This window comes from Marinilactibacillus psychrotolerans (assembly GCF_900101525.1).
GTDB classification, from domain to species: Bacteria; Bacillota; Bacilli; order Lactobacillales; family Carnobacteriaceae_A; genus Marinilactibacillus; species Marinilactibacillus psychrotolerans.
Window position 1 is genome coordinate 27,200 of record NZ_FMZD01000008.1, and the last position, 26,444, is coordinate 53,643.

The 26,444-nt window shown below is 36.1% G+C and carries 30 protein-coding genes; 8 read left to right on the forward strand and 22 right to left on the reverse strand.

Features of this window, described 5'->3' with window-relative positions; genetic code table 11:
- The first annotated feature begins 61 nt into the window (after positions 1-61).
- The gene (locus tag BLT22_RS05790; protein ID WP_087059939.1) at positions 62-283 is read left to right on the forward strand and encodes a DUF378 domain-containing protein; all 222 of its coding nucleotides are present in this window, start codon (positions 62-64) and stop codon (positions 281-283) included.
- Positions 284-462: 179 nt separating this feature from the next.
- Here the strand turns inward: BLT22_RS05790 and BLT22_RS05795 are convergent, their stop codons facing one another.
- Together BLT22_RS05795 and mgsA are read right to left on the reverse strand one after the other, a co-directional pair.
- The gene (locus BLT22_RS05795) at positions 463-672 is read right to left on the reverse strand and encodes a hypothetical protein (protein ID WP_091761557.1); all 210 of its coding nucleotides are present in this window, start codon (positions 670-672) and stop codon (positions 463-465) included.
- Positions 673-715: 43 nt separating this feature from the next.
- Positions 716-1,138 carry a methylglyoxal synthase gene (mgsA, locus tag BLT22_RS05800; protein WP_087059936.1) on the reverse strand — a complete coding sequence of 141 codons (423 nt, stop codon included), beginning with the start codon at positions 1,136-1,138 and terminating at the stop codon, positions 716-718.
- A 184-nt stretch (positions 1,139-1,322) separates the two neighbouring features.
- Here mgsA and BLT22_RS05805 point away from each other — a divergent pair, with 184 nt between their 5' ends.
- On the forward strand, positions 1,323-1,838 hold the full coding sequence (locus tag BLT22_RS05805) for a type 1 glutamine amidotransferase domain-containing protein (protein ID WP_087059934.1): 516 nt from the start codon (positions 1,323-1,325) through the stop codon (positions 1,836-1,838).
- A gap of 800 nt (positions 1,839-2,638) precedes the next feature.
- On the opposite strand, the gene BLT22_RS05810 is transcribed toward BLT22_RS05805, so the two are convergent.
- The 6 genes from BLT22_RS05810 to trpX all read right to left on the reverse strand — a co-directional run bounded on the left by BLT22_RS05810 (position 2,639) and on the right by trpX (position 9,227).
- A complete protein-coding gene (locus tag BLT22_RS05810; RefSeq protein ID WP_091761560.1) occupies positions 2,639-3,391 on the reverse strand; it encodes a nuclease-related domain-containing protein in 753 nt (250 codons plus the stop codon).
- Between the two features lie 473 nt (positions 3,392-3,864).
- Positions 3,865-5,106 (reverse strand): metal-dependent hydrolase family protein, encoded by a 1,242-nt coding sequence (locus BLT22_RS05815; RefSeq protein ID WP_091761563.1) that lies wholly within the window; start codon positions 5,104-5,106, stop codon positions 3,865-3,867.
- A gap of 185 nt (positions 5,107-5,291) precedes the next feature.
- Positions 5,292-6,449: a tryptophan synthase subunit beta gene (gene trpB / locus BLT22_RS05820; protein ID WP_218127246.1), complete on the reverse strand. Its 1,158-nt coding sequence runs from the start codon at positions 6,447-6,449 to the stop codon at positions 5,292-5,294.
- Positions 6,450-6,520: 71 nt separating this feature from the next.
- Complete coding sequence (locus BLT22_RS05825; RefSeq protein WP_087059926.1) at positions 6,521-7,303, reverse strand: ABC transporter ATP-binding protein; 783 nt, start codon at positions 7,301-7,303, stop codon at positions 6,521-6,523.
- A complete protein-coding gene (locus tag BLT22_RS05830; protein ID WP_087059923.1) occupies positions 7,300-8,181 on the reverse strand; it encodes an ABC transporter permease in 882 nt (293 codons plus the stop codon). Before BLT22_RS05830 ends, BLT22_RS05825 begins: the two co-directional genes overlap by 4 nt.
- Positions 8,182-8,183: 2 nt before the next feature.
- Entirely contained in the window at positions 8,184-9,227 is a 1,044-nt protein-coding gene (trpX, locus tag BLT22_RS05835) for a tryptophan ABC transporter substrate-binding protein (protein WP_091761567.1), read from the reverse strand.
- 572 nt (positions 9,228-9,799) lie between these two features.
- Between trpX and BLT22_RS05840 the strand changes: the two genes are divergently transcribed.
- Positions 9,800-10,936 carry an NAD(P)/FAD-dependent oxidoreductase gene (locus BLT22_RS05840; protein ID WP_091761691.1) on the forward strand — a complete coding sequence of 379 codons (1,137 nt, stop codon included), beginning with the start codon at positions 9,800-9,802 and terminating at the stop codon, positions 10,934-10,936.
- Between the two features lie 230 nt (positions 10,937-11,166).
- Here the strand turns inward: BLT22_RS05840 and BLT22_RS05845 are convergent, their stop codons facing one another.
- Complete coding sequence (locus BLT22_RS05845; protein ID WP_087059919.1) at positions 11,167-11,862, reverse strand: phosphatase PAP2 family protein; 696 nt, start codon at positions 11,860-11,862, stop codon at positions 11,167-11,169.
- Positions 11,863-12,137: 275 nt separating this feature from the next.
- Here BLT22_RS05845 and BLT22_RS05850 point away from each other — a divergent pair, with 275 nt between their 5' ends.
- Complete coding sequence (locus tag BLT22_RS05850; RefSeq protein WP_091761571.1) at positions 12,138-13,172, forward strand: GMP reductase; 1,035 nt, start codon at positions 12,138-12,140, stop codon at positions 13,170-13,172.
- Positions 13,173-13,407: 235 nt separating this feature from the next.
- On the opposite strand, the gene BLT22_RS05860 is transcribed toward BLT22_RS05850, so the two are convergent.
- The gene (locus tag BLT22_RS05860) at positions 13,408-13,950 is read right to left on the reverse strand and encodes a guanylate kinase (RefSeq protein ID WP_091761572.1); all 543 of its coding nucleotides are present in this window, start codon (positions 13,948-13,950) and stop codon (positions 13,408-13,410) included.
- 27 nt (positions 13,951-13,977) lie between these two features.
- The gene (locus tag BLT22_RS05865) at positions 13,978-14,640 is read right to left on the reverse strand and encodes an undecaprenyl diphosphate synthase family protein (protein ID WP_091761574.1); all 663 of its coding nucleotides are present in this window, start codon (positions 14,638-14,640) and stop codon (positions 13,978-13,980) included.
- Positions 14,641-14,867: 227 nt separating this feature from the next.
- Between BLT22_RS05865 and BLT22_RS05870 the strand changes: the two genes are divergently transcribed.
- Both BLT22_RS05870 and BLT22_RS05875 read left to right on the forward strand, forming a co-directional pair.
- Positions 14,868-15,113, forward strand: a complete 246-nt coding sequence (locus BLT22_RS05870) for a hypothetical protein (protein ID WP_087058168.1) — start codon at positions 14,868-14,870, stop codon at positions 15,111-15,113.
- 92 nt (positions 15,114-15,205) lie between these two features.
- Positions 15,206-15,463, forward strand: coding sequence for a hypothetical protein (locus tag BLT22_RS05875; RefSeq protein WP_087058166.1), 258 nt, complete (start codon positions 15,206-15,208; stop codon positions 15,461-15,463).
- Between the two features lie 58 nt (positions 15,464-15,521).
- On the opposite strand, the gene BLT22_RS05880 is transcribed toward BLT22_RS05875, so the two are convergent.
- The 8 genes from BLT22_RS05880 to dsdA form a co-directional block, all read right to left on the reverse strand.
- Complete coding sequence (locus BLT22_RS05880; protein ID WP_091761576.1) at positions 15,522-15,968, reverse strand: GNAT family N-acetyltransferase; 447 nt, start codon at positions 15,966-15,968, stop codon at positions 15,522-15,524.
- Positions 15,969-16,052: 84 nt separating this feature from the next.
- Entirely contained in the window at positions 16,053-16,511 is a 459-nt protein-coding gene (locus BLT22_RS05885; protein WP_244945728.1) for an ASCH domain-containing protein, read from the reverse strand.
- Between the two features lie 115 nt (positions 16,512-16,626).
- A complete protein-coding gene (locus BLT22_RS05890; RefSeq protein ID WP_072693929.1) occupies positions 16,627-16,887 on the reverse strand; it encodes a metal-sensitive transcriptional regulator in 261 nt (86 codons plus the stop codon).
- Positions 16,887-17,183, reverse strand: a complete 297-nt coding sequence (locus BLT22_RS05895; RefSeq protein ID WP_091761578.1) for a rhodanese-like domain-containing protein — start codon at positions 17,181-17,183, stop codon at positions 16,887-16,889. Before BLT22_RS05895 ends, BLT22_RS05890 begins: the two co-directional genes overlap by 1 nt.
- Positions 17,183-18,835 carry an FAD-dependent oxidoreductase gene (locus BLT22_RS05900; protein ID WP_091761580.1) on the reverse strand — a complete coding sequence of 551 codons (1,653 nt, stop codon included), beginning with the start codon at positions 18,833-18,835 and terminating at the stop codon, positions 17,183-17,185. The genes BLT22_RS05895 and BLT22_RS05900 overlap by 1 nt, the downstream gene beginning before the upstream one ends.
- Positions 18,835-19,140 (reverse strand): rhodanese-like domain-containing protein, encoded by a 306-nt coding sequence (locus BLT22_RS05905; RefSeq protein WP_091761582.1) that lies wholly within the window; start codon positions 19,138-19,140, stop codon positions 18,835-18,837. Before BLT22_RS05905 ends, BLT22_RS05900 begins: the two co-directional genes overlap by 1 nt.
- Positions 19,141-19,201: 61 nt before the next feature.
- A complete protein-coding gene (locus BLT22_RS05910) occupies positions 19,202-19,540 on the reverse strand; it encodes a thioredoxin family protein (protein WP_091761584.1) in 339 nt (112 codons plus the stop codon).
- A 256-nt stretch (positions 19,541-19,796) separates the two neighbouring features.
- Complete coding sequence (gene dsdA, locus BLT22_RS05915) at positions 19,797-21,161, reverse strand: D-serine ammonia-lyase (RefSeq protein ID WP_091761586.1); 1,365 nt, start codon at positions 21,159-21,161, stop codon at positions 19,797-19,799.
- A gap of 319 nt (positions 21,162-21,480) precedes the next feature.
- On the opposite strand from dsdA, the gene BLT22_RS05920 reads away from it, so the two are divergent.
- Positions 21,481-22,239, forward strand: a complete 759-nt coding sequence (locus BLT22_RS05920) for a threonine/serine exporter family protein (protein ID WP_072693917.1) — start codon at positions 21,481-21,483, stop codon at positions 22,237-22,239.
- 47 nt (positions 22,240-22,286) lie between these two features.
- A complete protein-coding gene (locus tag BLT22_RS05925) occupies positions 22,287-22,754 on the forward strand; it encodes a threonine/serine exporter family protein (protein WP_091761588.1) in 468 nt (155 codons plus the stop codon).
- Between the two features lie 247 nt (positions 22,755-23,001).
- Here BLT22_RS05925 and purD read toward each other — a convergent pair whose 3' ends face one another.
- The 3 genes from purD to purN form a co-directional block, all read right to left on the reverse strand.
- Positions 23,002-24,255 (reverse strand): phosphoribosylamine--glycine ligase, encoded by a 1,254-nt coding sequence (purD, locus tag BLT22_RS05930; protein WP_091761590.1) that lies wholly within the window; start codon positions 24,253-24,255, stop codon positions 23,002-23,004.
- 65 nt (positions 24,256-24,320) lie between these two features.
- Positions 24,321-25,853 carry a bifunctional phosphoribosylaminoimidazolecarboxamide formyltransferase/IMP cyclohydrolase gene (purH, locus tag BLT22_RS05935; protein ID WP_091761592.1) on the reverse strand — a complete coding sequence of 511 codons (1,533 nt, stop codon included), beginning with the start codon at positions 25,851-25,853 and terminating at the stop codon, positions 24,321-24,323.
- On the reverse strand, positions 25,850-26,437 hold the full coding sequence (purN, locus tag BLT22_RS05940; RefSeq protein WP_091761695.1) for a phosphoribosylglycinamide formyltransferase: 588 nt from the start codon (positions 26,435-26,437) through the stop codon (positions 25,850-25,852). The genes purH and purN overlap by 4 nt, the downstream gene beginning before the upstream one ends.
- Between the last annotated feature and the right edge of the window lie 7 nt (positions 26,438-26,444).

Below are 26,444 nucleotides of genomic sequence, written 5' to 3' on the forward strand. Positions count from 1 at the left end.
ATCGACATTCTTGCTTTTATTTCGTAAAATAAAAATAGTTAGTATAAAAGGAGGACATAACTTGAAAATTTTAGATAGAGCTGCGCTAGCCATTCTGATACTAGGAGGTATACATTTACTGCTTATTGGATTGATTGGATTCAATATTGTAGAATATGTACTTGGCAGCCCAGAAGAATGGGGCACGCGCATTGTTTATATCCTCATTGGATTAAGTTCCTTATGGTGCTTCAAGTACTTCTCTTTTACTCCTAGAGGTGGAAGCAGACTGAAAGACAGGTAACCTTATTGATCGTCTGAAGTAACAAGGGATTTATATAAACATAAATAAAAAGTCGAGTTACTATATTTTTTATAATAACTCGCTTTTTTATTTAATCTCATTTACGTTATCTACATTTTATTTCCAATAAGGATGGACAATAAAATAATTAAAAATACTATAATTTCTATATTACCTTATTATGATAAAATAATGCCTGCCAGTATAAGAAGTAGGCCAGCAATCAGTGCTGCTAAACTACCAAATACTGATATTGCTAAATACCACGCTACGTACTTCTCTTCTTTATTTGCTGGTGTAGCTCCATTCTTATTCAGCTTTTTAGGATACCTGAGCGATACGCCTCCATAAACTAACAGTAGTACGCCAATTACAATTAATAGCTCCATTAAATTCCCTTTCTTATTTGTTCTACTCTTTTTTATCTATTTATTAAAAAGGTAACTCCTCTCTACCTTTTCCACGATAGAAATCTCGCCATTCATAGAACCCTGCATCTAATCCTCTTAATAAAACTTCTGCCGTTCCCACATTGGTAGCCAATGGAATTTCATAGACATCACTCAGTCTAAGCAAAGCAGAAATATCCGGTTCATGAGCCTGAGCAGTCAATGGATCTCTTATAAAAAGAACAAGATCCATCTTATTATCCGATATATACGCTCCTATCTGCTGGTCTCCTCCAAGTGGTCCTGATTTAAAACAATGAATATTTAATCCCGTCTCGTCAGCAACTCGTTTTCCTGTGGTACCAGTGGCAAATAATTCATGTTTTTCTAAAATCGTTTTATATGCTGTCGCTAATTTTATAATCTCATCTTTCTTTTTATCATGGGCAATCAAAGCAATTTTCATCATGATTCACTCCTATATTAAAAAAATATCCAAACTTTTTCCTGATAAAATATTTCCTTTATAATAACATACCTTGTAAGAGTGATTATACTGAAAAGGCATTTTTATCCTATAAGCATAAAATTTGCTCGTGTACTTAACACGCGATACACTATGTATAGATAAAACAAGGAGGAATTCAATAATGGGTAAAAAAGTAGCAACTGTTATAACAAAATTATTCGAAGATGTAGAATTCACCTCACCTAAAGAAGAATTAGAAAAAGCAGGACACGAAGTCGTTACTATCGGATTTAATGCTGGTGAAACAGTAGAAGGTAAAAAGGGAAAGGCTTCTGTAACGATTGATAAAAGTATTGATGATGTCTCCCCAGAAGACTTTGATGCTTTATTGATTCCTGGTGGATTTTCTCCAGATCAATTAAGAAAAGATGAGCGCTTTTTAAATTTCACTCGTTCTTTTTCAAATAATAAAAAACCAATCTTCTCAATTTGTCATGGTCCACAATTATTGATCAATGCAGAAGTTGTAAAAGGAAAAGATATCACTTCAGTATCTCAAGTAGCAATCGATCTGAAAAATGCTGGAGCTAATTTCCATGACAAAGAAGTAGTCATTGATGATTCAGGGTTGATTTCTAGCCGTACCCCAGATGATCTACCAGCTTTTAACGAAGCAATGGTAAATGCATTACAATAATTACGACTAGCTGAGTAAATTATTATTTTTCAATGCTAAAAGCTTAATAGTTTCTAAGGATAACTTTGTCTTTTATTGGTAGAATACTCTTAGTGTAAAATTTAAAACACTTTTCTTTTCTCCCCCTAATATTGAATATATAAAGTGGCCCCCCACTTTATTTGATTCTTTTGAAAAGAAACTTATCTATAAAAGCTGAACTTTCTTTCTCCCCTGATTGAATTGCATAACAGCTTATTATAGAGACATAGAAGACTAAAGAAGTCTTATCCCCTAAATCGTCTTTCCACAGTGGAAAGGCGATTTTTTTATTATCTCTACATAATATTTACTACTTTTTCATTTCTTCATCATATCTTCTTCAAATTTGAACTCTATACTAACTTTATACCCACAAACAACCAACTTATTTTTTGATTTTGTTACTCCTCCAAGTTTCAAGATCATCTCCTTTTTAGCCGTCTGCTTAAGCAGGCGGTTTTTTGTAACCCACTATAAAGTCCAAAAGTGTAATAGTTTTTCGTTAAATCCATCGAATAAACCCGAAAATTCAGACCTTCATTTCAACGTATTTAACTGTTACCTATAACAATGTCGTAGCCCACATTTTTAATTACCCAAATTATATTCAAAATACTTTTATTCATAATAAGTACTCTTATTTAAACCAACAACTGTGAACTGATCTTTTAAAATATTGCGTATTCTATGCAAACTTAGCCTATTACCACACCATTCTGAAACTATTCGTGTTGTTAATTTTTTCTCAGGAAAGAGAAACATAAACTCTTGAATATTTTTCAATGTAACTTCTTTAATGGTGGCGTTTTTATCGCAATCCTTACATAAACAAGACCGTTGACTAAGAATGAGATCAAAAGAGCCACAATTAGAACAACACAACCCTTTTTTGCACTGATCAAAATGATAACTAGTAACTGCTTTTGAAATGTAATACTACTTTTATGCAGTCTAATAAACATATCCGCTAGAAAATGATTATTTTTAGTTAAAAGTCTGCTAGTATTATTAATTTCCAGAAAATGATTTTTTATCTGAGTCGGTAGGATAATGGGATCTTCTATTCTAGCTTGGTATAAGGTGAAAGCTGAATTTATAAATACTACATTTACCTCTACTTTATATTTTAACCCCCATTCTTTTAACAAAGACAATATATTATGTTCTATTCTCTTACGCTGAAATAAAGGATTATTAACTTCTGTTCCATTACTAGTCATTAACTCCCCAGAATTTATCAAATAATTCCCTGAATAGTTTTTTACTTCATATATATAAATAGTATCCGAAGTTATTAATAATGAATCAATTTGAAATGTTGTTCCATTATTTACAAGCAATAAGTCATTCAATACAATAATTTCATTACATAAATATGTTTCAATTTTTTTATCAAATTCTTTTTCTCCATCGAATCCTTTTTCAAGATTTAGTAATAGTCTTTTGTCTTTTTCCGTTAGATTTATTCGTCTATTTAAATATTCCATTCCTATCATTAGTTTTGATTTTTCTCTATTTTTTGCTATTTTCATTAAATTTTCACCTCACTAGTAAAACTATCTTTTTAAATAAAAGTCCATTATATTATTTCACTACTTATCATATTTCCAAACTTCAGTTAGCATATATAAGTACTTTCTCTTACTACTCAGTTGGTGTTCCATACCCAGTTGAGATATATCTACTTTTTCTCTTACTACTTATTTCTTTTTGATCTCTCAGTTAATAGAAATAACATCTTTCTACTATTACTCCTTCTATTATCAAGTCTCAGTTGGCACATACTTTCTCTTTCACCTACTACTCAGTTCTTTTTGGACTCTCAGTTATCACATATTCCTTTCTTTTCTTATTACTCATTCCTTTTTTGATTCTCAGTTGTAACATATCATCTCTTTCTCTTAAAACTCAGCTCACTTTGACACTGCAGTTAGTATATATAATGCATTTCCATTAAATAAAGTAAAAAATCAGCCGATTAAATCGGCTGATTCCCTTTTTTAAACTATTTCATTAAATTTTTTACTATCTTACCGTCTTTGATGACGAGCTGGATCGTATCTTGATCTCCAAGACTCGCAATGTCTTTTAATGGATCCCCTTTGACAACTACGATGTCAGCTAGTTTTCCTTTTTCGAGCGTTCCAACTTTGTCTTCCCAACCCAAGCAAGCAGCCGCTATTTTCGTTGTAGCTACAATGGCCTCCATAGGTGTCATTCCAGCTTCAGCCATTAGGGCCAACTCTCTCAAGTTTGTTCCATGTGGCATGACACCTGCATCTGTTCCCATTGCAATTTTCACGCCTGCTTTATGGGCTTTCGAAAAGCTCTCTTTATGAATCTCAATGACTTCGCTTGCTTTTTGAACAGCTGAGTCTGGCATCCCAGTTTCTTTAGCTAACTCCAATACCGCAACTGGTGCGAGTAATGTCGGGACTAAGTAAGTACCATGCTCTTTCATTAACTCGATTACTTCATCATCCAAGAAAATGCCATGCTCAATTGAATGGATGCCCGCTTTAACAGCTTGTTTGATTCCTTCTGCTCCTTGAGCATGCGCCATGACTTTTACGTCTTTACGGAATGTTGCTTCTTCTACAATCACTTTTAATTCCTCTAATGAGAATTGAGTAAATTCGGGGTGATCAGTTGCGCTCAAAACACCGCCTGTCGCGTGAACTTTAATGACTTCCGCTCCCGCTCTTAACATTTCTCTTGTTTTCTTTCTGACTTCTTCGACGCCATCTGCTTTCCCATCAGGCATACCAGGATAACCAGCTTGAAGCAGTTCGACCGTTTGTCCTGAAGTTGTATATCCATCTCCATGACCCCCTGTGATCGTTAAAGCATTGATACTTAGTTGCATCCGTGGACCCTCAACTATGCCATCTTCAACTGCCTTTTTCACCCCTAAATCAGCACCTAAAGCATCACGGACAGAAGTAATACCCGCATCTAGAGTTTTCTTCATGTATTCAATTGCTTGATAAAACTTATAGGAAAACGGGGTTTCTAGTCTGCTCTGGACCGAAGAATATTCCATCATCATATGCACATGCGTATCGATAAATCCTGGAACAATTGTGCCACCCTCAACATCAATAATTTCATCCACTTCATCGGTATAGTCCCCTTCATTACCGACAAACACAATTAAATTCTCTTCAATTACAACAATGCCTTTCTCTATAGGAATGCCCCCATTCCCGTCAATCAGCTGACCATTTTTAATCATAACTTTTGACATATAACTCTCCCCCAAATCAATGAATTGATTCTATTCTAACGCAATCTCTAACTAAATACTACAATATGATGAAATTTAGATTATAACTTTATCATTAAATATACGTTTATAAAAAAAGAATCTGTTTAAAAATTAAGGAAAGGGTTTTTGGCATTTCAAAATAATATACTCAACAAGTTTCTTTACTATCCATTTTTCAGTAAATCATGTACATGCACTACGTCCTTATCTCCTCGACCTGAAATTGTTATGATAATCGATTCTTCTTTATTGAATTGTGGTGCCAGCTTTTTAGCTAGAGCTATCGCATGTGCACTTTCTAATGCCGGAATAATTCCTTCTTTTGAAGATAATAGTTTGAATGCCTCTAATACTTCTTCTTTTGAGACTGTATAGTATTCTGCTCGTCCAGTTTCTTTTAAATAACTATGTTCGGGACCTATACCTGGGTAATCTAATCCCGCAGCAATAGAGTAGGTCGGTGCAGGTTCACCATTTTCATCTTGAAGTACCAGTGTTTTAAACCCGTGTATTTCTGCCGGAGCCCCTTTTGCCATTGTTGCAGCTTCTTCTGGTTCTGCTCCGATCAAACGTACAGAAGGTTCATCAATATAATGGGCAAAAGACCCAATCGCATTGCTACCCCCTCCAACGACTGCTAAAACTGCCGCTGGAAGATTTCCCTCTTGTTCTAATATTTGTTTTTTTGATTCTTCACTAATAATAGACTGAAAATGTTTGACCATTGAAGGAAAAGGGTGTGGACCGACAGCTGAACCCAATAAATAAAATGTTGATTCATAGTTTTCTACTAGATCAGCCAATGCAACATCGACTGCGTCTTTTAATCTGCCTTGTCCTTTTTCTACAGGGATGACTTTTGCCCCTAACAATTCCATACGAAAGACATTTAATGCTTGTCGTTCGGTATCCAGTTTGCCCATGTAGATGGTACAATCCATTCCAAACATTGCACAGGCTGTAGCCGTCGCAACTCCATGCTGTCCAGCACTTGTCTCAGCGATGATCCTGTGCGCCCCCATTCGTTTGGCAAGCAGAATCTGTCCAACAACATTATTGATTTTGTGAGCACCAGTATGATTCAGGTCTTCTCGTTTCAAGTAGATTTTCGGACCATTGAATTCTTTAGTCAGTCTTGAAGCATAGGTAAGTGGATTCTCTCTCCCTACGTATTCTTTCAATGTTTCCTTGAATTCTTGATTAAAATCCGGATCGTTTTTATATTTCTCGAATTTATTAGCCAAGTTATCTAGTACTGCTTTCAATTCAGGTGGTACAAAGCTGCCTCCAAAAATTCCAAAATAGCCTTCTTGATTTGTCATCATCAACCATCGCACTCCTTTTTCCCTTTTATTCAGTATTTTGGTTTTTATTCATTAACTGAACCTACCGATTAAATAGTCGGAGTCAATTTATCTTCTTCAAATAATTTCAGCAAATCTTTTAATGTCATTTTTTCTTTTTCTTCCTGATTTAGATCCAGCGTGATCTTTCCGTCTTTCATTACAATCAGTCGATTTCCATAAACTAGCGCATCTTCCATTTGATGTGTGATCATCATACACGTCAATTTTTTCTCTTGAATAATTTCATTGGTTAGTTGCATCAACTTCTTCGATGTCTTAGGATCCAAAGCTGCGGTATGCTCATCTAAGAGCAACAAAGAAGGCTCTGTCAACGTCGCCATCAGTAAACTCAACGATTGCCTTTGCCCACCGGATAAGTTTCCTGCCGGCGCATCGATTTGCTTTTCTAGCCCATTACCGATTGTGCTGCACAGTTCTATAAATTGCTCTTTATTTTTCTTCAAGTTTCTAGAGCGGAGTGTTTTTCTTTCTCCTCTTAGCTTCGCTAGCAACAAATTTTCTGCCACAGTCATTCTGGGTGCTGTACCCATTTTAGGATCTTGGAAAACTCTTGAAATCAGATTGGCTCTTCTTTCTTCTTTCCACTTTGTAATATTTTTATCTTTCAGCATCACTGTTCCGTCTGTTACCTCAGTAGACCCAGTAATACTATTGAACAAAGTTGATTTCCCAGCACCATTTCCTCCAAGTACGGTGACAAACTCCCCTTCATTCAAAGTGAAATCTACGCCATCTAAAATACGATTATCTTCATCTGCTTCATTCGCGATAACTTTTGTAAGATTCGTTAATTGTAATAATGCGCTCATGCTTTTTCTCCTCTCCCGATTAATGTACCTAAATTCAAGCTTTTTCTGATTTGTGGAATCATTAAACAGATTGCTAAAATCACAGAGCTGAAGATTCGAATATACGTAGTGTCGAATCCTAATTCAATAACACCTAATAATAGGATTTGATATAAAACACTTCCGATAACAATTGTACATAAGCGTTCGCCTAGTTTTAAATCTTTGAACATGACTTCCCCAATGATTAGTGACGCTAACCCGATGACGATAACACCAGTCCCGCCATTTACATCTGCATAGCCATTATTTTGTGAAACCAGCGCTCCGGCCAATGCAATGACACCATTTGAAATAACGAGACCTAGTATTTTCATGTTATCAGTACGAATCCCTAATGAACGTGCCATGTCTTCATTATCTCCAGTAGCGATAAATGCTTGTCCTAAATTTGTATAAAAGAATGCTAAAACCACACTGATCAGTATTACTAACACAATAACGCCAATAAACACCACATCATAATAATTAGGCAATCCATTAAATAAATCAAAAATTGTTTCTTGGTTGAGCAAGTTGATATTTGGTCGTTTCATAATGAATAACATAACGGAATGCAGTCCTGACATCACTAGTATTCCTGCTAGAATAACAGGGACTTTTCCTTTTGTATAAAGGAGTCCTGTCACTAACCCTGCGCCCATTCCGGCAATAATCGCCAAGAATATCGCTAGGATCGGTGGTACATCTGAAACAATGGCTGTTACGGCTACTGCTGCACCTAAAGGAAAGGATCCTTCCGTTGTTAAATCTGGAAATTTCAATATGCGGTACGTTAGGTATAATCCTATTCCGAGTACGGCCCATAAAAACCCTTGTGCGATCGCTGAAATAATCATATTTATTCTCCTCCTGCTTCTGGTTCAATAATCTTGCTGTTCTCTAAAATTTCTTCAGATATGGTGACTCCAATTGATTCTGCTTTTTGAACATTAATCAACTGATCTCCACCTTCTACGATATATACTGGAAATTCTGCTGGATTTTTACCATCCAGTACCTCCGCTGCCATTCTACCGGATTCAACACCGAGCTGAACTTGACTAATCCCAACTGTTGCCAGTCCACCTTGAGCAATCATGATATCTACTGTAGGTATTAGGGGCATATTGTAACGGTCTGCTTCGCTGACCACTGTATTAAATGCACTAGCTATCGTATTATCTGTCGGTAAGTATATGACATCTACCTCTTTAGCCATGCTAGCGACCATTTGCTGAATCTCATTTGTACTAGAAACAGTATACGTTTCAGGAGTCAAACCAGCTTGTTCGATAGCAGATTCTGCTCTTCTAGCTTCTGCTCGCGCATTATCTTCTCCTGAACTATAAAGTAGTCCCACAGTTTCTACATCTGGCAAAATATCTGTCATTAATCTGATCTGATCTTCGACTGGAGCCTGATTTTTCACCCCTGTTACATTAGCGCCAGGGTTTTCCTCAGATTCAACTAATCCAGAACCCACAGGATCTGAAACGGCAGCCATGATTACAGGGATTTCGCTAGAGGCATTCTTCAACGCTTGGCTCGCAGGCGTTCCAATCCCTATTAAAATATCTGCACCTTCATTAACTAAAGAATTTGCCATTGTATTCATCAAATTCTGATCTCCTTGGGCATTTTGGAAATTAATTTCTATATTCTCTGCCTCACCGTATCCATTTTCCTCTAATCCCTGAATCGTCCCTTCCCGAATTTCATCTAATGATGGATGACTAGTCGTTTGAAGTAATCCCACTGTTAAAGTTTCTTCCGAAATACTTGAATCTTCGCTTTCCCCACTTATCGTTTGTTGATTATTACTTTGTTCATTCGGAAAAAAGAACCCTATTATTAGTACAGCAAAGATCAATCCAAATGTTACGAACATACCTTTTCTTTTCATCAGTTATATTTCCTCTCCAGTTAATTTTTATATTTCCTATATATTGATTTCCAGTCCCAGTCAGCGTTCATCTGTATCAGCCCCTTAATCCTTTGCATATAGTGTTTTCATTTGAGCACTTTTTATTTTAGATAAAATAAAAAAGGCAATCCCCACACTTATTTTGAGTAGTGGAAATTGCCTTTAAAATATGCAAAAACCACATAGATATAGTGATATCCATGTGGTTATTTATCTAAAATTTCTTGAGAAATAAGCCCGCATAGATACAAAATTTAGAATGTTTTCTAAACGTTGTATCTATGAGTTGTCTCATATCTACAACGATCTACGCCAGCTTTGCCAATTCATATTCAATTGTACTGTTTGCTTAGAATCGAAGTTCATGAGTTTTTCTCCTTTTGTCATCTCTAATGTGATTTTTATATTACAGTGTAAAATTCAACTTGTCAACAAATTAGATATAAATCCCTGTTCCTATTTTTATTCATATCAATAAACCAAATCCCCTCTACATTCTTGAAGTTAAATCATGGTAAACTATTAATGGAGAGAATAGAAAGGTGTTATATATGAAAAAAAAGAAAATCGCTATTGTTGGAGGCGGAGTTGTTGGTGCCTCAGCAGCTTATCTCTTAAGTAAAGAACCTACGCTTGAAGTCACTCTATATGATGCAGGAGTCGGACAAGGCACCTCTGCTGCTGCTGGCATCATTAGTCCTTGGCTATCAAAACGACGAAATAAAAAATGGTATCGTATGGTAAAAGAAGGGGCCGCTTTTTATCCAAAGTTTCTATCTGAAGTTATGGATGGCTCTGATATTCCGAAAACTGTCTACAACCAAGTCGGAACTCTTTTATTTAAAAATAATCCTGAACATCTTGAAGATTTATTAAAAATCGGGATGAAACGACGAGAAGGTGCCCCTGAGATCGGTGAATTAAAGATCTTGTCCCCTGCAGAAATAAAACGAAAAGTTCCTTTATACACTGGAAATGACTCTGCCCTTTGGGCATCCGGAGGCGCTAGAGTAGACGGTAAGTACCTAGTCGACTTATTGATCCAAAAAGCCATTAACCAAGGTGCTCAATTCATAAAGGATCATGTTGAAACCTTAACTATAAATGGACATTATCCAGTCCTTAAAACGACTCAACACAAAGCGCAGTTTGACACTGTTGTTTTAGCTGTAGCAGCTTGGTTACCAAACTTACTTGAACCACTTGACTATAAAGTAGATATTCGACCACAAAAAGGTCAATTATTAGAAATTGAATTAAATAATACAGCCACGACAGACTGGCCGGTAATCATGCCTGAAGGAGAAACAGATATTATTCCTTTTGATAATGGACGCATTATTATTGGTGCTACCCATGAAAATGATAAAGGATTTGATTTAGAAATTGATAAAAAGCAGTTATCACATATGCTTCAAGATGCAACAACTAGTTTTTCTGATGGTTTCAGAAAAGCAGCCGTAGTGGATTATCGGTCTGGAACGAGAGCTTACACTTCAGATTTCACTCCGTTTTTCGGTCCTGTTCCTAATTTGCTAAACGTTTATGCTGCTAGTGGTCTGGGATCAACGGGCTTAACTGCCGGACCTTTAGTTGGAAAAGAATTGGCACAATTGGTATTAAAAAGACCAACTTCTCTACCTCTAGAAGATTATCCTATCGAGAATTATATACAGTCAATCAAATAAAAGATTTTAATTTGTAATACTGAGGGTTATGATTACTATGGTTTTCCTTTAATAAAATTCTCAGGTTTTTTTGAGTTAATTTCTTAAGATTCCTAGGGTGAGTCTAGCCGGCCTGTACTTGACAAACAAATAAATAATTAAACTGGATCTCGTCTAACTACTGCATTGGTTATTAGAGTCCAAAAGATCCCTTTTATCTTCCAGATAAAAGGGATCTTTTGGTTGATTCATTATTCTTCTAATCTATCCATTTCTGGTCTTCTTGTTAGAGATAGACCATACATACCAATACTAAAGGCTATCCACATCAGTCCTACAGAGTACCCTCCTATAATATCAGAAGGATAATGCACGCCCAGATAGACCCGGCTGATGCCTATTAACGCTACCAAAGCACCAAAACCAACTGTGGCAGCCACATATGTTATTTTCTTTCTAGCTAGTCGGATAAACAGAAAGATCAGTGCCCCATATACAATCATCGATCCCATTGCATGTCCACTTGGAAAGGAATAACCACCCTGGCTGATCAAATGCTCTACATCACTTGGTCGTTCCCTTTTAAAAATAAATTTCAGTATCTGATTTAACCCCCCGGCTCCTAAGGCCACTGTTAAGAAATACCATATCGATAACCATTTATTCTTAAATTTAAAAAGGATTACTGTACTAACAATTAAAGTAAATAGGGCTACAAACCACCCATCCCCAACTCGAGTAATTAGAGTGAACAAAATAGTCAATAAGGAATCTCTTTCATCATGAACTTCCCGACCAATCCAATCATCAAACATTCCCAATAGTCCCCACTCAAAGTAACTTGCTACTGCTAAGATCAAAAATGGAATGATCGTAATCATACCAAGATAAAACATAGTCTTGGGCTTCCAAAAAAGTTTTCTGTATTTATTTATTAATTCTAACATATTGTTCCTCCACTGACATTTACCTATTTTTGAAACATTTCTATCTTCCATTGTCTAACGTTTTGAAATATATTTCAAGTAACATCTTTTTTTATCAAAAACTTCTTTGACTTCTTTCGCTGCATTAGGTAAAGTAGTCAAGGGAATCTGAAATACTCCCCTCTTGATATCACCTCCAGTACTAGAATGTTACTCAAAAAAAAACAAGTCTGTTATACTGATAACATCCTATATTGGAAAAGTATAATCACTACTATAGAGGAGTTTGTTGTTAAATGAAAGTTTTTGATTACGAAGATATCCAATTAATCCCCGCTAAAGCAGTTGTTTCAAGTCGCTCAGAATGTGATACGACTGTAGAACTAGGTGGACGTCGGTTCATGATGCCGGTTGTTCCAGCTAATATGCAGACAGTAGTTGATGAAGAATTATCAGCTTGGTTAGCATCCAATGGTTACTTTTATGTCATGCATCGTTTTGATGAATCTGCACGTGCAGATTTTATAAAAAAAATGCATGAAAAAGAATTGTATGCTTCTATTAGTTTAGGAGTAAAAAAAGAAGAATATGATTTTGTCAAAAAATTAGCAGATCATCATTTAGTCCCTGAATATATAACAATCGATGTCGCACACGGTCACTCCCAAATGGTCATCGATATGATTACACATGTTAAAAATCACCTTCCAGAAACCTTCCTGATTGCCGGAAATGTAGGAACTCCGGAAGCTGTTCGTGAGTTAGAAAATGCTGGAGCTGACGCTACTAAAGTCGGAATTGGACCAGGAAAAGTTTGTACAACTAAATTAAAAACTGGATTTGGAACTGGCGGGTGGCAATTAGCTGCAGTTTCTCACTGTTCTAAAGCTGCGCGTAAACCGATTATCGCTGATGGAGGCGTTCGTACACATGGGGATATCGCTAAATCCATGCGTTTCGGTGCTACAATGGTTATGATTGGTTCACTATTTGCCGGACATGATCAATCTCCAGGTAAATTGGTCGAAGTAAACGGCCGTCCTTATAAAGAATATTTTGGTAGTGCTTCTGCACATCAAAAAGGAGAAAGAAAGAACGTAGAAGGTAAAAAAATGTTAACACCTTATAAAGGTGATATTTCAGATACCTTACTTGAAATGAAACAAGATTTACAATCTTCAATATCCTATGCAGGTGGCAACGATATTGAAGCACTACGTAAAGTAGATTATGTTATTGTTAAAAATTCTATTATGAATGGTGAAAACTATAATGCTAGTGGAATTGACGTTCCAGATAGCTTTGCTACTTCTTCTAATTTCCAACCTTAAAAAAATGCACCAATCAGTTCAATAGGAACTGGTTGGTGCTTTTTTATTCTTTTCTATTAATTTCTATAATAATAAATACAACAAAATACAATACTATAGCAAAAAGTACTAAGAAAAATATCCAAAAAGGTATGTCAAAAAATATGTAAAAAAACAGAAACATGATAAATGAGAATAATGGATACCATACTAATGTTTTAGGATCAAATTCAGGTTGCGACATACTGACTCACTCCTAAACTGAAAGTTTCAAATGTGACAAAATTTCCTGAACAGTCAACTCGACATCTATATTCTCAATTATAAGATCTGTTTCTTTTGGTGGGATTAATTCATTATTCTCATGACTATGACTAATTCTTTCAGCAATTTTTTCTTCACTATCTCCCCGTTTTCGCATCCGTTCTATCATCGTTTCTTTGGAAATATGAATAAAAACAACAACAGTCTCATTGGGAAAGAAGTTTTTCATAGCTTCTGCTCCATTGCGGTCTAAAGAAACATGAACGATATCATGTATATTCAAAGCATTACTGACCTCAGACTTTGTAAGACCATAAACTTTATGATTATAAATGGTCTGTTCAATAAAATCTTCCGGGTTCATGTCTTCCATCTTTTTGAAGTGATAATCTATACCATCCTGCTCACCAGCACGTGGCTCTCTTGTGGTCGTTGTCACGAGTTTGGGAATCCCTCTACGTGTGAGTTCTTCTCCTACTGTAGTTTTACCACTACCACTTGGACCAACCATAACAATAATGCATTTATTTCTCATAAACACTCTCCTTGGAATGTAAAATGATCATCCACCTAAAGTAACATCCGTTTTCTGGTACCAGCCTAACGCATCAAAAAGGTGCTGATCTTTATAGTCTGGCCAAAATTCATTAATGACATAAATATCAGAATAAATAGATTGAATCGGTAAAAAACCACTTAACCTACGGCGTCCGCCCCATCTTAAAACCATATCCATACGAGAAATATCTTTAGATGCAATGTGGTTAATTAAATCCTCAGATTCAATAGCTGTTTTGTTTTTTAAAGCATAATTCAAATCCCAGTTCCAACCATAATTCACTAAGAAATTAACTTTCATTTTGCCTTCGCCGAATCTAGTACGATTCATCGCGTAGGGTAAAAGTTCCTTAGGAAATACTTTTGAATCTGTATTGCCAATTACCATAAGATCAGCATCACGTTTTTTTAATTCATTTACAGAATCTACGCATGCTTTCTGAAACGCCTTTGTTTGCAGAGAAGGACGCTTTACATTATCCATTGTAAATCCATAAAAGGTCATCTCTTCTACTCCAAGCTTTAAGCATGCTTCATATAAGTCTAAGCCTGGATCAATTCCATGATTATACCCATCTTTTTTTGGCAATCCTCGACCGACTGCCCAACGGCGGTTGCCATCTGGAATAACTCCAATATGCTTCGGCATACGTTTAAATTTTTCCATTCTCTTTACAAGTCTCCTTATACCGTATTCCCTAATTATTGTATATTAATTTTTTATTTATTCTTATACTCTATAATACCGTTTTTATACCCCTATCTTCAACTCACAGGACCATTTTTTATTATTTAATCATATTATTCTATTAAAGTCTGTCTATTTTCATAGCGTAGTGATAAAATATAAGTGATAAAACGATATCATGATGGATATCATTAGGGAGGTTATCTATGTTTAAGGGGAAAAAACGAGAAAGAAAATTCTACTATTATTCTAGCTTAATTTCAATTGCTCTACCCATTGTTATACTGATCCTAGAATATTTCGTATATGAAGATTCTACTATTTTGGATTCTGGTTTTCGAACGTTTTTCATTACTTTTATGTGGATCCTGTTAGTTTTAGCAATTGCTCGTGCACTTCATAATTATAGAAAGTTAAAAGAAATTTCTAATAAACAAGAAGATAATAAATAACGCTACAAAAAAGATATTAGAAAAGTTCTATCTTTAGAGACTGTATATACCGAAATATTTACTAGTCATTCAAAGCAGTAAGGAGGTTAAATATGTTTAAGAACGAGCGAAATAAACGACTATTCCATATTGTTAGCAATTTATTTATTGCAGGTATCTGGACATGGCTTTTATATGTTCAGTCTCAAATCGACTATCCAACTACACTTGAATCCAATTTCCAAAAAGCTTATATGTTCATACTTGTTACGTTTATCATTGCGACCATTGTTCGTATAGGCTATCACTTCTTCAAACTCAAAAAATATACTGCTGCCAAAAACGCCAAAAAGCTCTCAAAATCACATTAAACAAAACCGCCCACTACATAAAAATAGTAAGCGGGCGGTTTTATTTAAAATTCAGTCTTCAATCATAAGATACAGAAGATATCCATTGCATTTTGCATTCTTCTTCTAGAGTCTCTGAATCCAATTCTTTACTAACGCAATTAAATCCTTGGGAAAGATAAAAGTTTATTGCTGGAACATTTTTCACATATACTGAAAGTTCTAAACTCTTGTACTCTTTTTTTACAGTTGATAATAACTCTTTACCAATCCCCTTTTTCCTGAAACGCTTATCTACAAAAATTCCTGCTATATAATTATCTACCATCCCTAAAAATGCATATACATTTCCATCCTGTTTATACAAATATATAATGGCTTTATTTAATGACTCCTTAACGGATATATAATTTTCCGTCCAATATGATTCCTTTATAAAATGATGGGCTTCAATATTTACATCCAACCATATGTTAGAAATAGTTTCTAATTCATTTACCATTAGTTTTTGTTTTTTCTCAATCATATTTTATGCTCCTTCTTTAAACTTATCTTTATGCTAAAGAAACGCACTCATTAAGCCACCTCCTTTTTAACCTTTTCTTTTTCGCTAAATAAAAACGACTTTGAATTCTTCATAGATAAGACGGTGGTTTTCGCTGAATTCGATGTCTAATTCTTCTTTATAATACCTAGGGAAAAAGTCTAGATGCGCTTTTTTCCAATATTCTAATGACAGATCTCCTTCACCTTCTTTTCTTGCATGTTCTTTTGTAACTTTATTAAATGGTATCGTTTCAACATTTATATTTTCAATCACACATATAGGCGAGTCTTCACTATCCAATACAATAGAAAGCTGTCCTTTGTAAGGTTTAGTTTCGTCTTCTGCGTATAAATCATACCCGCTTGAAGTACCTGTTTTTTTCCCTTGTAGTACAAGCTTTCCTAACTCATCAGCCATTTCTGCAGTATCACCAAAAGAAAAAATTTCTACCTCGGTTTCAAGACTTCTGTTTGTTGCTTTTAAAAATGCATTTTTATATTGTTCAATTTTTTGATTCATCATTTAACCCTTCTTGAAACTTTATATCTTGCATTTTAACATAATTCTATTTAAAAAGAGTCTAACTTTCCATGATTATAGGAAAGTTAGACTCTTTTTAGATTAATTTCTAAAATATTTAGCGGCTTTTCATCAATAGCTTGATTGCCTGCTGAATTTTTTCTTCTTCAGTGTCTTGACCATTTTGGTTGTTCTGCACGCATTCAACAAGGTTTTCAGCAACGATCAATCCAATCGCTTTGTCTAAACTCGACCTTACAGCTGAAAGCTGGGTAACAATTGCAGCGCAATCTTTTTCATCTGCAATCATATTTAATACCCCTTCCAATTGACCTTTAGAACGTTTTAATCGATTGACAATTTTCGCATTGTATTCCATTAAACCGTTTCTCCTCTCCAAGCAGAGATTCCACCAAGGACATTCGTTACGTTATACCCTTCTTTAGATAGGAAATCACAAGCAGCTGCCGAACGCCCGCCTGAATGGCACATAACATAATAAGTTTCCTTATTGTCTAGCTTATCCTTAAGTTCAGCTAATTCACTTAATGGGAAATGTTGAGCACCATTCAAGTGCCCAGCATCCCATTCGTCTTGCTCTCTTACATCGATTAATTTAATGTCTTTGTTAGCCCATTTTTTTTCAAACTCATTCATTGATATTGAATTATACATTATTTGATTATCCTCTCTGGTCTGATCGTCGAATAAAGTGCAAATGCTCCATCTAGATTTTTGACTTTATATCCGTTCTGTTTAAGCAATCTCTCTGCAATATAACTGCGTAGACCACTATGACAACTTACAATCACCGGTTGATCTTTGGGAATTTCTGATATACGTTCTCTAAGTGAATCAAGTGGTATATTTAATGCATTTGGTAATTGGCCGTTTGCAATGAGTTCAGATTCATTTCTTACATCCAGTAAAATATGCCCATCAGACTGTTTTTCTTCAAGCTCGTGCCATTGAATAGATTCACTAACTCCTTCAATTATGTTTAAAGCTGCATACCCGGCCATGTTTACTGGGTCTTTAGCAGAACCAAAAGGCGGTGCATAGGTGAACTCTAATTCAGGTAAATCCTGAATGGTCAGACCTGCTTTGATTGCTGTCGCTAAGATATCGATACGCTTATCAATTCCATCTGTTCCGGCTGCTTGAGCACCATAAATTTTCCCAGAAACTGGATTAAATAATAACTTCAATAGGACGGTTCCAGCATTTGGATAATATCCAGCGTGACTTTTCCCTTGAACATGAATAACATCATATTGTTCCCCAGAATTTTCCAACTGCTTTTCGTTCAATCCTGTTGAAGCTGCAACTTGTTCAAATACACGTACAATTGCTGTTCCAATACTTCCTTTATTAAAGCGGTTCAGCCCACTAATTATATCTGCTACCTGTCTTCCTTGACGATTTGCTGGAGAAGCCAGTGCAATCATCGTATCTTGATTGTTGATTTGCTGCTTAACCACAATAGCATCTCCCACAGCATAGATATCTTTCTGATTGGTTTCATAATGATCATCAACCACTATTCCTCCGCGGAACCCAGTTTCGATACCAGCCGTCAAAGCTACATCCGTATTGGGTTTAACCCCTACTGATAACAAGGTAAGATCACTATCAAGCTTCACACCATTTTCAAGCACAACGACCTTCCCGCTTTCTTCAAAAGCAGAAGCAGCTAGCTCTGTATAGATTTCTACACCTTTATCGTGTAATTCTTTAGCGATATAAGCAGCCATTTCCTCATCTAACGGAGGCAAGACATGTGGAGCTTTTTCTACGATTGTAACCTCTAATCCTCGCTGCACTAGACTCTCTGCCATTTCTAATCCAATAAATCCGGCCCCGATAACTACTGCTTTTTCAGGTTTATGATTATCAATATATGCGGAGATTGCATCAACATCAGGAACAGATCTTAATGTAAAAATATTCTCCGCTTCTTTTATACCATCAATTGGTGGAATAAGCGGTTTTGCGCCTGGCGATAGAATCAACTTATCATATTCCAAAGTGTATTCTTCTTTATCATTTTTAACTGTAACTTCTTTAGTTTGAGCATTAATTGCAATCGCTTCGCTTTCAGGCCGGACATCCAAATTAAATCTTGCCTGCAGACTCTCAGGGGTCTGAACCAGTAACTTGCTGCGTTCCTCAATCTCACCTGCTACATAATAAGGCAATCCACAGTTTGCAAAAGAAACATAGGGACCTTTTTCTAAAATAATGATTTCTGCATCTTCATTTAATCTTCTTAGTCGAGTAGCAGCGGACATTCCCCCGGCAACTCCTCCAATGATTAAAATTCTCATTATAATTTTCCTCCTCTTGTAGAACCTGACCAAGCCATCATTCCTCCACGAACATTTACAACATCAGCATCTTTTTTTAATAATATTTTCGTTGCTTTTTTACTACGCATACCTGATTGACAGACTACATAAGTCTTTCCTTTTGGAGTGAAACTCTCTACTTTTCTTAATGGTACATTTTTCGCTCCTGGTATATGCCCACCGCGAAATTCATGCGGTTCTCTTACATCAATAATCTGAGGTTTGTCCATTAATTTTCTTTCTAACTCTTTCGTAGAAATTGCCGGTATTTTTTTAAATAACATATTACTGCTCCTATTCCTTCATTTATTTATATTCCTATCATTTTTACATAACTACACTTTTTTATGCGATTTCGTAATTATTTACTATCCGTTCAAATTTATCATGCAAATCATCCATTACTACAAAGCGTGCTTCGCGAAACATTTCTTTCCCTTCTATAAACAACAATAATGCCGGCACTGTAAAAACCGTATATTCTCCTGCTACTTCCGGGACATCATCTGCACTCACCTGCATAGGTTTTATCTCTGGAAATTCCTCTAACATTTCTTGGACTTTTGGTTTTACTGCATGACACACACTGCATCCTTCTCTTGATATATATATAAATGATACAGTATTCGCTGAAACAAAATTTCTGATTTCCTCAATCGAATTCGCTATAGGGAAATTAATCATCTTTTTCCTTCTTTCTTTTACCAATTTCCTTATTCCAAAATTTTCTATACGTTTTACAATTCACTAATGTCTCATCAACAACCCTAATATACCCCCTAGGGTATAAAATGTAAAGAGTTTTTCTTAAATTAACTTTAAATTTGTTTATTATCTGCTGAATTATTATAAAAAAACTGAGTGATATATGTATTTACACCTATATTTCACTCAGTTTTAATTCTATTTTTTATAATTATTTATAAAAATCTTTTCACTATTAAAATTTAGCCAGTTGTTCGCTCACTGCTTTTCCTTCTTCAAGGAAAACTTCTCTGTTATCATCTGGCACCATGGATCCTCCAGTAGCCCAGGCGATATGTGTTGCTTGATGTAGTTTATTTTCTAAGTTATTCTTTTTCAAGTAGTTTTGGCCTTCTTTGCTTACTAATAATTTGTGCGGACCTGCTAGTCCAGCCACAGCGGCTGGTTCCAGAAACACAGATTCCTTATCATACAGATTCCAAAGGAGCCGTCTGAATGTTTCATCTTTAAGACTATAGCCAGCACTGAAATAATTATGCATTAATTTAGCTACTAAACCAGATGTTCTAGGTACAGCTAACCCATCTGCTACAGTAATTCCGCCGAGTCCAATTTCTTCTACCGAAATCTCATCATAAAGTTTTGACTCTAAACCAAGTAACATACTAGGCATTTTAGTTGGCTCTGCAAAAATACAGTGAACATTATCTCCAAAAGCTTGTTTCAGTCCGAATGTGATTCCACTAGGAGATCCCCCAATACCACATGGTAAATAAACAAACAGTGGATGGTTCTCATCGACAATAATTCCTTTATCTTCAAGTTGTTTCTTCATACGATATCCCCCAACGGTATATCCTAGGAATAATTCTTCAGAATGTTCATCGTCTACAAAATAACTGTTAGGATTAGCATTAGATTCTGCACGCCCTTGCTCTACAGCTTTTGAAAAGTTCGTTTTATGCTCAATAACTTTAACACCTTTAGAACGCAAGTAATCTTTTTTCCATTGTTTCGCTTCAACCGACATGTGAACAGTAACATTAAATCCAAGCTTGCTGGCCATTCTTCCAACACTTATGCCTAAGTTCCCTGTTGTTCCAACTGCTATATGACGTGTTGCAAAAAAATCTCTGAATTCTTTACTGGAAAAAACCGAATAATCTTCCTCAATACTTTTGAGTAATCCTTGTTCTAACGCGATCGTTTCTGCATGTTTGAGAACTTCATAGATCGCACCTCTTGCTTTGATCGTTCCAGAAATCGGAAGCATATCATCTCTTTTCAGCCAGAGATTTCCTTCCACATTTTTATTATTGATCTCATTCAACCATTTTTTCATCGCTGTAATCTCTATTATTTCGGACTCAATGATACCATTTGATTCTTCTGTTTCAGGAAAAGCGATTTTAATGTACGGAGCAAATCTTTGTAATCGCGCCTCCGCATCTTCAATATCTTTCATTGAATATTTTGTTTTTCTATTTGCTTCTTCGACTGGTAAGTAAGATGGATTCTCCCAAAAAACTTCTAAACCAGAAGCAATCTCTTTGATTAACTGACTTTGTTCCGTAAACTTTCCTACGTGATGGTCTAACATAATAATCAATCCTTTCAAGTTCTTGTGTTTTTTATAGATTATAAAAAGTTAAATATTTTTGTCTATACATTCATCTTCGCATCCTGTTTATTGTAGCATAATTTTGTTGGTACAAAAGAGATAAATCATATTCAAATTAATTGCGCCTCACTTAATTATATTATTATGTGAATTCCTTGTTTTACTTAATAAATTATTGAGAGAATCTCTATCAATTCTCACTTTACTTTTAAATTTGCTATCGACTGGTTTCACTATCGATTTTTTCTGCCAAAATCGTTATACTAAGCATATTGAGAATTCTAGAAGGAGGGAAGCGTTGGAATCTTATCCAGTAGCTGACATATTAGATGTTTGCGTAGAAGCCGGACGAGTTATGCTTGAAAATGGAGCAGAAACTTATCGTGTAGAAGATACATTATATCGTATTGCTAAAAGTTATGATCTAGTTTATATCAACGTCTTTGTTGTCCCCACCGCATTGATTTTAACGGTCCAAGGTAGAGACAAACAGGATCATACTGAATTACTGCGAATGACAGATAGACAAACAAACCTTGAAAAAGTTGCTAAAGTAAATGACCTTTCTAGACAATTATCCCAACAGATTCTTTCACCTGATGAAGTAAAAGATAAATTAAAAGAAATAAAATATACGCCCCGGAATTTCAAGCAGTGGCAGAGAAACTTAGCCATTGCCTGTGCTTGTGGGTGTTTCCCTTTACTGTTCGGAGGAACCTATGAAGATATGTTACCTTCATTTATTGCTGGCGGTCTAGGTCATATGCTTTTTGATTTCGTAAACCGCTGGACGAATGTCAGTTTTTTTGCTGAAATGCTTGCTGCTTTTTTTATTGGCTTATGTGCTGTTCTATTTATTTCCTTAGGATTAGGAAATAATGTTGATACAATTATTATTGGAAGCGTGATGTGCCTAGTTCCCGGGATGGCAATCACCAATAGCTTCAGAGATTTAATGGCCGGACACCTTTTAGCAGGTGTAGCAGTCGTTGCAAAAGCCCTACTGACGGCCGGTGCAATAGGAATTGGCATTGCTATGGTATTAACATTTTTATAAGATACTGCAGAATACTCTAAAAACTTTATCACAGGGAGGAACTTACCATGTTACTGGATTATACTACTTATTTTCTTGCTGCATTTATAGCGACGATAGGCTTTGGGATTTTATATAATGTTCCTACCCGTACAATTCTAGCGTCTAGCTTAGCTGGTGCGACAGGTTGGGTTGTTTATCATTATTTATCCTTCCAGCTAGAGTTAGACTATTTTGTTGGTGCTGGAGCTGCTGCTTTTTTAGTGGCGAACTGCAGTCAATGGTTTGCTCGTTACTACCGAATGCCGGTAATCGTATTTGCAATCCCTGGTATCATTCCTTTAGTGCCTGGAGGATCTGCTTATAATATGATGCGTTCTTTTATTGAAGGTAATTCTGATCTCGCCTTTATGTACGCAACGGAAACGTTCCTTGTTTCAGGCGCAATTGCGTTAGGTCTTTCAGTCAACAGTGGACTGCTTCAGGCACTCTCTTCTAGAACATTAGGCAAAAGAGACAAACGATATCTCCCTTAATTTTGAATAATATCTTGCTAATATCCAGTAGAATTTTTACACAAATCTTTTTTCTCATTTTTTTGCGACTCAAAAAATTCTATATTTTTATACTTTACCTTAATTACGTAAAAAGCTATCGAATGCTTCTCAATAAGAGTCGCATCGATAGCTTATTTATTTTATCAATTATATACCAGAAGCAAGCTCTTTTGGCGAAAAAATAAATAGGAACGCCCGTACGCCAGCATTCAGACTATCACTTCACTCACTTTGCTTTATCCCCAATATCTTTGCGGTAAATAAACTGCGCATCATTCACCTTGTTCAGCTCACTGTAAATTTTTTCTTGCGCCTGTTCAATCGTTTCTCCAAAGGCTTCTAACAAGCAGACCCGACCACCATTTGAAATAAGTTTCGTGCCTTTATTTTTTACACCTGCATAATAGATATCAATATCCATTGTATCAAGAAAAGCCAACGGTATCCCTTTTTGATAATCTTCTGGATAGCCTTTTGCTGCAACAACTACACCTAAATCCACACCGGTTTCTTTCCATTTCAAAAGTGGTTCTTCATTGTTTAAGATAGTGGTAATTATTTCTGCCAGGTCGGACTCTAGTCTGTTTAAGACAACTTGAGTTTCTGGGTCTCCAAATCGCGCATTGAATTCGATTGTTTTCGGACCTGTTTCAGTTACCATTACTCCAGCATATAATACTCCTGTAAAGGGCGTCTGATTTTCTACCATTCCTTGTGCCACAGGTTTAAGAATTTTCTCTATGGATTCTTCTACTATTTCCTTTGAAATATGAGGGACTGGAGAATACGCTCCCATCCCTCCAGTATTCGGACCTTTATCTTGTTCTAGTAATCTTTTATGATCCTGGGAAATCTGCATCGGATAAACTTTTTCCCCATTCACAAAAGCCATTAGAGAAAATTCTTCTCCTTTTAAGCATTCTTCGATTACAACTGTTGAAGCAGACTTTCCATATTTATTTTCTTGCATCATTTCTGTCAAAGCCATTTGTGCTTCCTCTATCGTCTCCGCTACTACTACACCTTTCCCAGCAGCTAAGCCATCTGCTTTAATAACGATTGGAGCTCCTTGTTCATTGATGTATTGCTTCGCTTCTTCATATTGATTAAATGATTTATATTTGGCTGTGGGGATTTGCTTTTTGATCATTAATTCTTTTGCAAATTCTTTAGAAGCTTCAATTTTTGCGGCTTTTTTTGAAGGCCCGAATACTTTTAGTCCTGCATCTTTAAAGTCATCTGCTAATCCGTTAAGCAAGGGCACTTCTGGGCCGATAATCGTCCACTCGATATTGTTATCTTTCGCAAATTTTATCAATTGCGTATGCTCTAATTGGTCAATATCTATAACTTCTATACCATCTTTTTTCATTCCCGCATTACCGGGAGCACAAAATACAGTTTTTACTTTCGTACTTTGTTTTAACTTTTTAGCTAATGCATGTTCACGTCCTCCACTACCGATAACAAATAGATTCATAACAGTTCCTCTTTTCACAGGTTATGTAATAAACGAAAGAGATCCTACTCTCTTTCGTTCGTTCTTTAATGTCTGAAATGACGAGTAGCAGTAAAGACCATGGCAATACCATACTCATTTGCCTTATCAATAGAAGCTTGATCTTTAATACTTCCACCGGGCTGAATAATGGCTTTTATGCCATGTCTCGCTGCATATTCTACACTATCATCCATTGGGAAAAAGGCATCACTTGCCAGCACTGCACCTTCAGCCTGGTCTTCAGCTTGCTCGATTGCAATTTTCGCTGCTCCAATTCGGTTCATCTGTCCAGCACCAATTCCTAGTGTCTGGGTTGTATTACCGACAACAATGGCATTACTTTTAACATGTTTTACAACTTTCCAATTTAACGCTAATGCTTTTATTTGTTCGTCTGTTGGCTTTGTTTCCGTAACGACTTTCCATTCAGGCTTGTCCGATTCAGCTATCCAATCCTGAGCCTGAATCAGTAAACCACCTAGAACAGAGACCATTTCTTTACCCGCTTCAGCAGCTTTAGAAAAATCCAGTTCCAGTAGTCGGATATTTTTCTTGGAGCTCAGTAAATCGAATGCCTCTTTTGAAAAAGAAGGAGCAATAACGATTTCCAAAAAGATTTGATGTAGTTTCTCCGCTACGGCAAGAGAGACTTCACGGTTTATAACAACAATCCCTCCAAAGATAGAGATACTGTCTGCTTCATAAGCTCGATTAAAAGCTTCTTCAATTGTTTCACCAATTCCGATTCCACATGGATTCATGTGTTTCACTGCAACTGCAACCGGTTCGTCAAATTCACGTGCCATACGAATCGCTGCATCTGCATCTTTAATATTGTTGTAAGACAGTTCCTTCCCATGTAACTGTGTTGCTTTTGCGATAGAAAACCCACTCGCCATAGGATCTTCGTAAAATACTGCCGACTGGTGGCTGTTTTCTCCATAGCGCAGGGATTGCTTTTTATTATAAGTAACGGTTACCGACTCTGCGTCTTCTCCCGACAGTTCAGTTAAGTAATCTGCAATCAGCGCATCATAGCTGGCCGTATGGCGAAACACTTTAGCCGCTAATGCTTTTCTGGTTTCTAAGCTTGTTTGGCCATTTGTCTGCAGTTCTTCTATTACCTTTGTATAATCTGCTGCATCAACCACCACTGTAACCGAAGCAAAATTCTTTGCAGCACTGCGCAGCATACTTGGGCCACCAATGTCGATTTGCTCAATCGCTTCTTCTGGTGTTACATCCATTCTTGAAATTGTTTCTTTGAATGGATAAAGATTTACACAGACAAAGTCAATCGGTTGGATGTTGTGTTCCTTCATTGCATCTAAATGACTATCTAAATCTCTACGACCAAGTAGTCCTCCATGAATCAGGGGATGCAAAGTTTTGACCCGTCCATCCATCATCTCTGGAAATCCAGTTACTTCATCAATAGAAACAGTGGGTACGCCGGCTTCATCAAGCACATTTTTTGTTCCGCCTGTTGAAATAATTTCAACTCGCTGCTTGACTAAAGCTTGTGCGAATTCTACAATATTTGTTTTATCTGATACACTGATTAATGCTCGTTTCATCTATATACCTGCTCCTTTTGTAGCGTTTCAATATACTGTTGAATAACTGCTGGATACAATTTATGTTCTACTCTGTGTATCCTTTCTTCAAGAGAATTGAGTGTTTCTTCGGGTTCAATCATGATTCTTTCTTGTGCCAATATTGGTCCTGTATCAATCCCCTGATCTACTAAATGAACCGTTACACCAGTTTCTATTGCTCCATCATTATAAGCATCCTTGATTCCTTGTTTTCCAGGATAATCAGGCAGCAAAGAAGGATGGATATTCAAAATCTTCTCAGGATAAACTTCAAGTAATGTATCTCCTACAATGCGCATGTATCCTGCCAAGACAATCAGATCGATCGAATGTACCCGTAGTTGCTCTAATATTTTTAATTCAAATTCCTTTTTTGATATAAAAGACTTAGGCAAAATAACTGCGGCAGGAATCTTTAATTTTTCAGCTCGTTTTAAAGCATAAGCCTCAACATTATCACAAACCAGCAACTCAAGACTTCCCTTGACTTTTCCGTGTTTGACCGCTTGGGCGACAGCTTCAAAATTTGTTCCGCTTCCCGAAGCAAAAATGGCGATTTTAATATTTTTT